The organism is Streptococcus mitis, from assembly GCF_902159415.1.
GTDB classification, from domain to species: Bacteria; Bacillota; Bacilli; order Lactobacillales; family Streptococcaceae; genus Streptococcus; species Streptococcus mitis_BG.
Genome location: NZ_CABGJU010000002.1, coordinates 196,920 through 209,154, shown reverse-complemented (window position 1 = coordinate 209,154; position 12,235 = coordinate 196,920). Strand labels below are relative to the sequence as shown.

At 40.7% G+C, this 12,235-nt stretch carries 9 protein-coding genes; 2 read left to right on the top strand and 7 right to left on the bottom strand.

What is annotated here, in order from left to right:
* Positions 1-10: 10 nt before the first annotated feature.
* From FN031_RS07285 to FN031_RS07265, 5 genes are all read right to left on the bottom strand, one after another.
* On the bottom strand, positions 11-997 hold the full coding sequence (locus FN031_RS07285; RefSeq protein ID WP_142558962.1) for a LacI family DNA-binding transcriptional regulator: 987 nt from the start codon (positions 995-997) through the stop codon (positions 11-13).
* A 9-nt stretch (positions 998-1,006) separates the two neighbouring features.
* Positions 1,007-1,807: a DUF1189 domain-containing protein gene (locus tag FN031_RS07280; protein ID WP_142558960.1), complete on the bottom strand. Its 801-nt coding sequence runs from the start codon at positions 1,805-1,807 to the stop codon at positions 1,007-1,009.
* A gap of 205 nt (positions 1,808-2,012) precedes the next feature.
* Positions 2,013-2,855, bottom strand: a complete 843-nt coding sequence (locus FN031_RS07275; protein ID WP_142558958.1) for a sugar ABC transporter permease — start codon at positions 2,853-2,855, stop codon at positions 2,013-2,015.
* A 1-nt stretch (position 2,856) separates the two neighbouring features.
* Positions 2,857-4,149 carry a sugar ABC transporter permease gene (locus FN031_RS07270; RefSeq protein WP_185928456.1) on the bottom strand — a complete coding sequence of 431 codons (1,293 nt, stop codon included), beginning with the start codon at positions 4,147-4,149 and terminating at the stop codon, positions 2,857-2,859.
* Positions 4,150-4,260: 111 nt separating this feature from the next.
* The gene (locus FN031_RS07265; RefSeq protein ID WP_142558954.1) at positions 4,261-5,532 is read right to left on the bottom strand and encodes an extracellular solute-binding protein; all 1,272 of its coding nucleotides are present in this window, start codon (positions 5,530-5,532) and stop codon (positions 4,261-4,263) included.
* A 417-nt stretch (positions 5,533-5,949) separates the two neighbouring features.
* Here FN031_RS07265 and malQ point away from each other — a divergent pair, with 417 nt between their 5' ends.
* Together malQ and glgP are read left to right on the top strand one after the other, a co-directional pair.
* Positions 5,950-7,467: a 4-alpha-glucanotransferase gene (malQ, locus tag FN031_RS07260; protein WP_142558952.1), complete on the top strand. Its 1,518-nt coding sequence runs from the start codon at positions 5,950-5,952 to the stop codon at positions 7,465-7,467.
* A gap of 22 nt (positions 7,468-7,489) precedes the next feature.
* Positions 7,490-9,748 carry a glycogen/starch/alpha-glucan family phosphorylase gene (gene glgP, locus FN031_RS07255; RefSeq protein WP_142558950.1) on the top strand — a complete coding sequence of 753 codons (2,259 nt, stop codon included), beginning with the start codon at positions 7,490-7,492 and terminating at the stop codon, positions 9,746-9,748.
* A gap of 55 nt (positions 9,749-9,803) precedes the next feature.
* Here glgP and FN031_RS07250 read toward each other — a convergent pair whose 3' ends face one another.
* Entirely contained in the window at positions 9,804-10,652 is an 849-nt protein-coding gene (locus FN031_RS07250; protein ID WP_142558948.1) for a putative RNA methyltransferase, read from the bottom strand.
* Positions 10,653-10,705: 53 nt separating this feature from the next.
* The gene (gene tyrS / locus FN031_RS07245) at positions 10,706-11,962 is read right to left on the bottom strand and encodes a tyrosine--tRNA ligase (RefSeq protein WP_036758166.1); all 1,257 of its coding nucleotides are present in this window, start codon (positions 11,960-11,962) and stop codon (positions 10,706-10,708) included.
* Positions 11,963-12,235: the final 273 nt, after the last annotated feature.

Below are 12,235 nucleotides of genomic sequence, written 5' to 3'. Positions count from 1 at the left end.
TGGTTCTTTTTTATTTTTCAATGATTTCATGTGCAATCAATTGACGATAGCAGATTTGTCGATTTTCTTTGGTATCAGCAATGATTTGAAGAATGGTTTCAAATGAAGTACGGCCAAGAGCCAGACTATTGATATCAACATAGGCAGCTAGATTCAATCTTGGATTGACTGAGTCAAAGCTGAGAACAGGAACATTTAGCTTGTGTTCGTTGATATAGTCACAAACTCCCTGAGCTAATAGGCTATCTGTTGTGATAATAGCGTCTGTCTGAGGATCGTGTTTAAAGAGTTTCTTGCTAAATTTATAGCCCTTTTCTTCTAAAAATTCATCTGCAAAGAAGGTACGTTGGCTATCGAAAGGCAATTGATGTTCCTCAAGAGCTTGTTCATAACCTGTCAAGCGGTCCTTGGTAACGAATAGCTTTTTGGTACCGCCGATAAAGGCAATGCGTGAGCATCCTTTTTTAATGAAATATTCTGTCGCATCAAAACCAGCTTGAACATTATCATTATCAACAAGTGGGATGAAAGGCGAAAGTGACTTTCCTAGAATGAGGAAAGGGAATTGTTCTTCAACGACTAGATTGACCAAAGGATCATCTTCTTGAGCATAGAGGAAGATAAGTCCATCCACACGTTTACCATAAACCATTTGGGAAATGGCATTTAAACGCTCCTTTTCGTCCTTTCCGGTTGCGATTTGAATGGCATAATGGTTTTCTGAAGCTACTTGTGCAATACCTCTAAGGACTGAAGGGAAGAAAGGATTTTGATAAAAGGCGTCTGAATCGTCTGGAAGTACCAATCCGATAACTTGTGAATAGCTACTAACGAGACTTCGAGCGTTTAGATTAGGATGGTAGTTGAGATCCTTCATTGCTTTTCGCACTCGTTTTTTGGTTTGATCACTAATGGTTGATTTATTCTGAATAACACGGGTTACGGTTGAAGGCGAAACGCCCGCAGCCTTGGCCACGTCTTTAATCGTAACTGGCATAAGAATCTCCTACTTATGATAGTCTGGGTCACGGAAATGAGTTTTGTAAAAGATAGTGACTAGATATAAAACAAAGAAAATATTTTGAACGGTAATCAGGGTCGTCATGTTTTGACCTAAGAGACCTAGAATCATTGCTATCAAGGTTGGTATTCCTAAACAGTTCAATATAAAATGATAGCATTCTTTGTAGGTTTTAAATGAAAAGAGACGAGATTTTTTCGTAAAGTAAAGTAAGAGGCTAGATCCTAAAGCAACAATGAAAAAATTTAGTCCAAAGAGGAAACTAGCACCTAAGACCAGGAAGAGGCTAATATAGACACGATTCTGTTGATACCAGTCTTTAGAAATTGCTTGCATCAAGCTTTCCTTGTTTTGGAAGCTCTCAGTTGTAATAGCGTGATAGCGGATGCTGGTTAACTCTTTTCCTTGCTTACTGATGACGAGTTGCTCGGGTTCAAAGCTAAGAAGTAATTCTTCAGGGAAACTTGAAGGAGCAGTAGCCCCGATTTGTACAGAGGCTTGATGGGGAGTTGTCCCCGTATAGCTTAGTTTACCATCAACAATCTGAGCATTGGTAGCCAAATCCTGAACCACACTATCTGTCAAAGGTGCGTAGACATCATCGATAAAGGTTTCCAGAGGATAGGTTTCCTGAGAACTGTTTTGGATAGCAATAGGCACCATAGACAAACTAATTAAGAAAATACTGGTAAAAATCAGCTGAAACCAATTTAGACCGAAACGATTAGATAGGGGCTTACGAAATCCCCAAATACTATTAAAATAAGAAAATGGATATGGTAACATAAATCTCTTTCTATAGGCATTTTTCTATACGAGTATTATATAGAGAACTGTTTTTTATTTCAAGCGGGGATAGTAGAATCCTTGGTAAAAGTGAATGTTTCTTATGATTCGTCCACTAACTAACAAGGCAATCTTAGCAATCTCTTGTTTCTCAAAAGCGAATCGATGTACAAGTTCAAAAATGAAAAAGGGTGGCGAGGGTATATTACCCCTTCTCGCCACCACTTGTAAGTCCTGAAACAAAGTTCTTTTGTAGGAAGAAGAAGAGAATACAGATTGGAAGGGCAATGAGGATAGCACCTGCTGAGAAGTAGGCAATCTTCATATTTTTCGCATTGTTAACGAAGGTTTGGAGACCAACGGCAACGGTAAAGTATTCTTTCTCACGAAGCAAGAAACTAGAGAGGATATAATCCCCGAAAGGTCCCATGAAGGCCCAGAGAGCTTGTACAGCAATCATTGGACGAACAAGAGGAAGAACAATTTGCCAGAAGCGGCGGAAGTGTCCTGCACCATCTAGTTTTGCAGATTCATCTAGAGACATCGGTACTGTATCGAAGTAGCCCTTCATGAGCCAAGCGTTCATCGGGATACCTCCACCAACGTAGAGGAAGATGAGGAACCAACTTTGGTTAAGGGCGTTCAACATAAGCGCCATAACGAAGAAGGCTGTCAAAGCGGCCATAGTAGGTACCATTTGAATAATCAAGAAGAATACCAAACTTTGTTTGCGTGCCAAGAAATTGTAACGGCTATAGGCATAACCTGCTAGGACGATGATACTTGTTTGAACAGCCATTGTAATTAAGGCGATGATCAAAGTATTTAGATACCAAGTACCATATAAAGTTTCAGAGAAAAGTCCCTGGAAGTTAGCAAAACTAAAGTCAACGTTACTATCTAGTTTAAAGGCTACTACGTTACCAGTCTTGAAGGCCGACATAATCGTAATTAAAAGAGGATAGATAATGACGATTGAAAGGCCAACCAAGTAGAGGTAAGTAAGGGTTTGAGTCAGTCTACGTTTGAGCTTAATTGAATTATTCATCTTAGACGTCCTCCATATCAAATGCGTGTAGTTTCTTGAATGCAATCATAGAAATAGAGATGACAATGATAGAGATAATCAAGGTAACGGCAGCAGCCATTGAGTATTGAGGAGATGTCCCTGTTGTCAAACGGTAGATCCATGAGATCAAGATATCAGTCGAACCAGCACCACCACCGACACTACCAGGACCACCAGCATTGAAGAGGTACATGATAGAGAAGTTGTTAAAGTTGAAGGTGTATTGGCTGATCAATGTAGGCGCCGCAACAGCCAAAATCATTGGGAAAGTGATGTTACGGAATTTTTGCCAAGCATTGGCACCATCGATGTAAGCCGCTTCGTAGAGGTCGTTAGGGATAGACTGTAAGATACCCAAGGTCAAAACGTAGATATATGGGAATCCAAGCCAACCTTGCATCATAATCAAGGCAATCTTAGTCCAAGTTGGGTCTGTTTTCCAAGGGATAAGTGCTCCATCGAGGAATGGAAGGAACTTAGCCAAAATCGGTAATACTTGAGTGTTAATAGCTCCGACACTATCGTTAAACATATTTGAGAAAGTTAAGATAGTGATGAAGGCTGGGACAGCCCAAGGAAGAAGGAAAATAACACCGAAAATACGTTTTCCTTTGATAAACGGTTGGTTAGCAATAATAGCTGTAAAGATACCAATAACAATCTGCAAAGTAGATGCAGATAGAGCCCAGATGATAGTCCAAGAAAGAACTGCACCAAAGGCTGAACGGAAGGTACTTAAGCTCCAGATATTGCTAAAGTTTGTCAATCCAACCCAATCCAAGAGTTTATTTGGTGGCAAGTGTTGGAAGTCGTAGTTTGTAAAGGCAATCATCAATGTTACGATAACAGGGAAGATGATGGCAAATGTCATAGCTACGTAAGATGGAATGATTAAAAGATAAGGGAATCCATTCTCATAGATACCTTTAATCATTTCGTTTAATGTCCGTGGGACTGGAATACCATTGTTAATTTGTTTTGCAATAGTGTGAGCGTCTTTAATATTGAGAATATAAAAGGCTAGATAAACAATTACAAAAATAGAGTGGAATGCACCACGAATCAACATGAAGAGAGAGTTGTCACGACCAGGTTTGTCACCAAGCGTGATCAAGTTGCTCAATTCAGGCGCTGCAAGCGATAGGAAATAAAGGACAAATACGATAGTTACACCAAGGAAAATGAATCCTTTGACTTTTTGTTTATTGTAGATTTGTCCTAACCCAGGAATGACAGACAGCAGAGCTGCTTTACTAGGTTGTTGTTTTTCCATAATTACTCCTTTCATATGATACTGGTTTCCTTATGGAAAGATGGATGATATAGGTTAAAATTGATAAAATCAAAGGGGGATTTTGACTACCCCCCCTTTGAACAAATTTAATTATTCACCAAATTTTTGTTTGATAGTTTCTTTGATCAATGTTACAGCATCATCTGCAGCTGTTTTAGCATCTTTCTTGCCACTTACAGCGTCAAAGAGCATGTTTGCAGCTGGTTCCCAAACTGCTGACATTTGTGAGATGTTTGGCATTGGTTGAGCGTTCTTGAACTGTTTGATAACAGCTGTTGTCAACTCATCGTTTTTGCCTTCAGCGTATGCACGTGCTTCAGTGTTAGCTGGGATTTCGTTAGTTGCTTCGTAGAATGCTTTTTGTTGTTCAGTTGATACAAGGTAGTCTACAAATTTTTGTGCGCCTTCAAGGTTCTTAGTGCTTGATGGGATGATCCAAGCTTTACCACCACCGAATGCTGAGTATTCTTTTCCGTTTGGAAGAGTTGGGATAGTAGCAACACCGTAGTTTACTTTAGCATCTTTGAATGCTTGAGCTTTCCAAGGACCATCGATGATAGCAGCTGTTTTACCTTCTTGGAATGAAGTTTGGATTAAGTTTCCAGCAGCTGTTCCATCTTGCATACCTTTAGGCCATTTTTCGTACCAAGATTTAGCGTAGTTGATACCTGCGATTGCACCTTCGTTAGCAAGACCGATATCTTTAGGATTTTTACCGTTGTCACCAAATACGTAAGCTCCGTTACCAGAAAGAAGTCCGTATGCGTAGTAGAAGTTAGTCCAGTCAGCTAGGAACGCAGAAGTTTTTCCGTCTTCTCCAGCGAAAGCGTATTTGCTATCTTTAGCAAGTTCTTCCAATTCAGCGAAAGTTTTTGGAGCTTCTTTAAGCAAGTCTTTGTTGTAGTACATAACAAGTGACTCGATAACAGCTGGAGCACCATAAACTTTACCGTCAGATGCTGTTACAAGAGATTTAGTAGTATCATCTGTTTTAGCACCGTCGCTTAGTTTAACTTCTGAAAGTTGTCCATCAGTACCAAGGCTACCTACACGGTCGTATGGTGCCATCATAACGTCAGCAGCTTGACCTGATTGGTTGTCAAGTGAAAGTTTGTCAAGTCCGCCAAGTTGGTCACCAGATTTGATGTTAACTTTTGTTCCTGATTCTTTTTCATAAGCAGCAGCAACTTTCTCAGCAAATGCTTTATATTGATCTTCAACGTAAAGTGTGATTTCTTTTGCTTCAGATGAGCTAGTATCAGCAGCTTTATCAGCAGTTTTGCTTCCGCAAGCTACCAAAAGTAAGCTAGCAAGAGTAGCAGTTCCAAGCACAGCAGCGCTCTTCATGAATTTAGATGACATAGTGTATTCCTCCTAAAGAATAACAAGTTTTATAGTCTAGGGAACGCAAACGTTTTCCCTTATGACCTTAGTATAGCATAAATAGAAAACGGTTGCAATAGTTTTTTTAAAAAAAGTAAAAAAAGTTACAATCTCAACATCTTTGATTGGAATTATATAATAAGAAGAAAGTTCACGATTTATAAACTTTATTCTAAAAAGCAAAGAATAGGCAAACGCTTGCATCAAAATAAGCCGAATGAAAATCATTTCAAAAATTAAAATATAGGGAATTTCAAAATTTAACCAGAAAAAAGTTGGAAAAAGTTTTTTTACAAACGCTTGCAATTATTTTAGAAATGGGTTATACTTGAAATAGCGCAAACGTTTGCGCAAAAAATTGAAGTAATTAACAATAAAAACACTTGAGGTGCTATTATGAAAAAACGTCAAAGTGGTGTGTTAATGCACATCTCATCACTTCCAGGGGCTTACGGAATCGGATCATTTGGTCAAAGTGCCTATGATTTCGTTGACTTTTTAGTTCGTACTAAGCAACGCTACTGGCAAATCCTTCCTTTGGGAACAACTAGCTATGGAGATTCTCCATACCAATCATTCTCAGCCTTTGCTGGGAACACTCATTTTATCGATCTTGATGTTTTAGTAGAACAAGGCTTGTTGGAAGCAAGTGATCTTGAAGGTGTTGATTTCGGTAGTAACCCAACTGAAGTTGACTACGCTAAAATCTACTATGCACGTCGTCCACTTTTAGAGAAAGCTGTTAAACGTTTCCTTGAAGTTGGGGATGTCAAAGATTTTGAAAGATTTGCTCAGGAAAACCAATCATGGCTAGAACTCTTTGCAGAATATATGGCTATCAAAGAGCATTTTGACAATCTTGCTTGGACAGAATGGCCAGATGCAGATGCACGTGCTCGTAAAGCCTCAACTCTTGAAAGCTACCGTGAACAATTAGCAGACAAACTTGTATACCACCGCGTAACGCAATACCTTTTCTTCCAACAATGGTTGAAATTGAAAGCATATGCTAACGAAAACCACATCGAAATCGTCGGGGATATGCCAATCTATGTAGCGGAAGACTCAAGCGATATGTGGGCAAATCCACATCTCTTTAAAACAGAAGAAAACGGAAAAGCGACTCACATTGCAGGTTGCCCTCCAGATGAGTTTTCTGCGGATGGTCAACTTTGGGGGAACCCAATCTATGACTGGGAAGCAATGGACCAAGATGGATACAAATGGTGGATTGAACGCTTGCGTGAAAGCTTTAAAATCTACGATATCGTTCGTATTGACCACTTCCGTGGATTTGAGTCTTACTGGGAAATCCCTGCTGGTTCTGAAACAGCGGCACCTGGTAAATGGGTAAAAGGACCTGACTACAAACTCTTTGCAGCGGTTAAAGAAGAACTTGGTGACTTGAACATCATCGCAGAAGACCTTGGCTTCATGACTGACGAAGTCATCGAACTTCGTGAGCGTACTGGATTCCCAGGGATGAAAGTCCTTCAATTTGCCTTCAACCCAAATCACGAAAGCATTGACAGCCCTCACTTGGCACCAAACAACTCTGTCATGTACACAGGAACACACGACAACAACACTGTTCTTGGTTGGTATCGCAATGAAATTGACGATCCAACTCGTGAGTACATGGCACGTTATACAAACCGTAAGGAATATGAAACAGTCGTGCATGCCATGCTTCGTACAGTCTTTGCTTCTGTCAGCTTTATGGCCATCGCTACCATGCAAGATTTGTTGGAGTTGGATGGTTCAGCTCGTATGAACTTCCCATCTACCCTTGGAGGAAACTGGTCATGGCGAATGACAGAAGATCAATTGACTCCTGCTGTCGAAGAAACTTTGCTTGACTTGACTACAATTTATCGCAGAATTAATGAAAATTTGGTAGAATTAAAGAAATAAGACATTATCAGGAGACACAAAAATGTTACCATTAAAAGAATTTGTACAAAATCGTTACAATAAATCTATCGCAGAATGTAGTAACGAAGAGCTTTACCTTGCTCTTCTTAACTACAGCAAACTTGCAAGTAGTCAGAAACCAGTGAACACTGGCAAGAAGAAAGTTTACTATATCTCAGCTGAGTTCTTGATTGGTAAACTCTTGTCTAACAACTTGATTAACCTTGGTCTTTATGACAAAGTTAAGAAAGAACTTGCTGATGCAGGTAAAGAGTTGATCGAAATCGAAGAAGTAGAATTGGAACCATCACTTGGTAATGGTGGTTTGGGACGTTTGGCAGCCTGCTTTATCGACTCAATCGCTACACTTGGTTTGAATGGTGACGGTGTTGGTTTGAACTACCACTTCGGTCTTTTCCAACAAGTTCTAAAAAACAACCAACAAGAAACCATTCCTAACGCTTGGTTGACTGACCAAAACTGGTTAGTTCGCTCAAGCCGTAGCTACCAAGTTCCATTTGCACACTTTACATTGACATCTACTCTTTACGATATCGATGTACCTGGTTACAAAACAGCGACTAAAAACCGCTTGCGTTTGTTTGACTTGGATTCAGTTGACTCTTCAATCATCAAAGATGGTATCAACTTTGACAAGACAGACATCGCTCGCAACTTGACTCTCTTCCTTTACCCAGACGATAGTGACCGTCAAGGTGAATTGCTCCGTATCTTCCAACAATACTTCATGGTTTCAAACGGTGCTCAATTGATCATCGACGAAGCAATCGAAAAAGGAAGCAACTTGCACGACCTTGCGGACTACGCAGTTGTACAAATCAATGATACTCACCCATCAATGGTGATTCCTGAATTGATCCGTCTTTTGACTGAACGTGGTATAGAACTTGATGAGGCAATCTCTATCGTTCGTAACATGACTGCTTACACGAACCACACAATCCTTGCTGAAGCCCTTGAAAAATGGCCTCTTGAATTCTTGGAAGAAGTGGTTCCTCACTTGGTACCAATCATCAAAGAATTGGATCGTCGTGTTAAAGCAGAATACAAAGACCCAGCTGTTCAAATCATTGATGAAAACGACCGTGTACACATGGCTCACATGGATATCCACTATGGATACAGTGTTAACGGGGTAGCAGCACTCCACACTGAAATCTTGAAGAACTCTGAGTTGAAAGCTTTCTACGACATCTACCCAGAAAAATTCAACAACAAAACAAACGGTATCACCTTCCGCCGTTGGCTCATGCATGCCAACCCAAGATTGTCTCACTACTTAGATGAGATTCTTGGACGCGATTGGCACCACGATGCTTCTAAGTTGGAAGACCTTCTCTCATATGAAGACAAGGCTGCTGTCAAAGAAAAATTGGAAAGCATCAAGGCTCATAACAAACGTAAATTGGCTCGTCATTTGAAAGAGCACCAAGGTGTGGAAATCAATACAAACTCTATCTTTGATATCCAAATCAAACGTCTTCACGAGTACAAACGTCAACAAATGAACGCTTTGTATGTTATCCACAAATACTTGGACATCAAGGCTGGTAACATCCCTGCTCGTCCAATCACAGTATTCTTTGGTGGTAAAGCAGCTCCTGCCTACACAATTGCTCAAGACATCATCCACTTGATCCTTTGCTTGTCAGAAGTGATTGCAAACGACCCAGCAGTAGCTCCACACTTGCAAGTTGTAATGGTTGAAAACTACAACGTTACTGCAGCAAGCTTCTTGATCCCAGCATGTGACATCTCAGAACAAATCTCACTTGCTTCTAAAGAAGCTTCAGGTACTGGTAACATGAAATTCATGTTGAACGGAGCTTTGACTCTTGGTACTATGGACGGAGCAAACGTGGAAATCGCTGAGTTGGTTGGAGACGAAAACATCTATATCTTCGGTGAAGATTCTGAAACTGTTATCGACCTTTACGCAAAATCAGCTTACAAATCAAGCGAATTCTATGCTCGTGAAGCTATCAAACCATTGGTTGACTTCATCGTCAGCGACGCTGTTCTTGCAGTAGGTAAGAAAGAACGCCTAGAACGTCTTTACAACGAATTGATCAACAAAGACTGGTTCATGACTCTTCTTGACTTGGAAGACTACATCAAAGTGAAAGAGCAAATGCTTGCTGACTACGAAGACCGTGACGCATGGTTGGATAAAGTCATCGTTAACATTGCTAAAGCAGGATTCTTCTCATCTGACCGTACAATCGCTCAGTACAACGAAGACATCTGGCACTTGAACTAAGATTAAACAAAAAACGCATCCTATGTAGATGCGTTTTTTTTATATTTAAACTAATTTACAATGCTTTCCCAACAAGGATTTCTGCTTCGATAGTAATTTCTGTCAGTTGGCTCCAGTCAATCTTGGTCTGGTCAACATGAAAGAGTAGGGGAGTCATGCTGAGCAGGGCTTGACGTTGCTCTGCAATGATGGGTTTGGTCAGGGAAGCAATCTGACTAGATTGGATGCTGAAGTGTTCTTGGAAATGTTCCTTGATATCTTGGTTGGAATAGTCCTTCTTTGTTAGTTGCTCCTGTACCATTTGGCGGATTTCTTTAAGGTGATTTTCGGTAGGAACGACCTTGATTAAGGTGCCGTCTTTGGATAGGGAACGGCGAAATTCACTGTAGTTGGCAGGCGAAAAGATATCAAGCAGGATATCCATGCTGGCGTCTTTTATAGGAAGACGAGCCAGGTCGCCAACGAACCAGTTGACTGCCCAGTTGGTTTCACTTTTAGCAGCGATTTGGACTGAGTCTTTTGAAATATCAAAGGCATAGAAGGTCTTATCAGAGTGCCTTTCTTGGAGTTTGCGAGAGTAGAAGCCTTCGCCACAACCGATGTCCAAGACAGTTTTTGCAGATGATTTAGTCGCTAGTATGTCTGAGATGCCTTCTAAGATAGTCTGATAAAAGCCAGCTTCTAGGATTTGCTGGCGATTTTGAAAGTTTTCCTTGTCGTAGTTAGCCGATTGTTTGATTTGCGGAGCTAGATTGACATAGCCGAATCTTGCTAGATCAAAAGAATGGCGGTTGCTACACCTGAGGCTAGACTCTACCAAGGTCAGATTTTCTTGGCAGATAGGGCAGGAAAAGGCACTAGCAGAAGCAAAGCGCTGGAGTTTGGGTTTGAGGTTTGTATTCATAGCTTTAGTCTAGCAAAAAAAGGACTGGATAGCAAATGCCTCCAGTCTGTTTTTTAATATGTAAGGACGAAGTATTTTTTCTTACCACGGCGGATAACAGTGAGTTCGTTCTCTAACTTATCTGCGTCACTCAAGACATAGTCAAGGTCTTGGATGCGGTCGCCGTTGACGTAGATAGCACCGTTTTGAACATCTTCACGGGCCTGGCGTTTTGAGTTAACCACGCCAGAAGATACGAGAAGTTCAACGATGTTGTGATTTTCGTCTGCTTGTACTTGATAGTTTGGTACGCCACGAAGTCCTTGTTTGAGTTCTTTGACAGAAAGATTTTTGATATTTCCTGCAAAGAGTTGTTCAGTGATGTTAAGGGCTTCTTTGTAGGCTTCTTCACCGTGGACAAGAGTCACGACTTCACGAGCCAAGACTTTTTGAGCCAAGCGTTCGTGTGGTGCTGCTTCGAATTGTTTGCGGATGTCTTCAATCTCGTCTAATGACAAGAAAGTAAAGATTTTCAAGAAGCGAACAGCGTCAGCGTCCATGACGTTCATCCAGAATTGGTACATTTCGTATGGAGAAGTCTTTTCAGGGTTGAGCCAAACAGCATTCCCTTCTGATTTACCAAATTTCTTACCAGTTGCATCTGTAATCAATGGAACAGTAATTACGTGACCAGTCTTGTCCGCCTTACGACGAAGCAATTCGGTACCAGCTGTCATATTTCCCCATTGGTCAGATCCGCCGATTTGTAGAGTAACATTGTGTTCTTGGTTAAGAACGAAGAAGTCGTACCCTTGCATGATTTGGTAGGCAAACTCAGTGTAAGAAATCCCTGTTTCAATCCGTTTCTTCACAGACTCCTTGCTCATCATGTAGTTGACAGTGAAGTATTTTCCGATATCACGGAGGAAGTCAATGAAGCTGATGCTGCCAAACCAGTCGTAGTTGTTGACCATGACAGCTTTATTTTCCCCATTTTCAAAGTCAAGAAAGCGAGAAAGTTGTCCTTGGATAGACTTGACCCAGCCATCTACTGTGTCTTTTGTTTGGAGACTACGTTCAGCATCTTTGAAGGACGGATCTCCGATGAGACCTGTAGCACCGCCAACGAGCGCATATGGTTTGTGACCTGCTAACTGCAAACGACGACTTGTCAAGATTGCGACAAGGTGACCTAGGTGAAGGCTGTCAGCAGTTGGATCGTAGCCAGTATAATAAGAAACTTGACCTTCTTCTAGGGCTTTACGCAAAGCTTCTTCATCAGTCGTTTGAAAAATCAAACCACGCTCTTTTAGCTCATCAAAAATGTGCATGTGTCTTTTCTCCTTTTTAAAATATTGTTTCTACCTATTTTACCACAAACTTGGCAAATAACCTAGTAAAATCGGGAGGAAAGTTGCTACTCGGACTTTTTTGGAAACGAGTGAAATATGGTATAATAGCACTAGCTTATACTCAATGAAAATCAAAGAGCAAATGAGGAAGCTAGCCGCAGGCTGTACTCGAGTACGGCAAGGCGAGACTGACGTGGTTTGAAGAGATTTTTGAAGAGTATTATTTTCAGAGAAATAGATAAAAATAGTTAA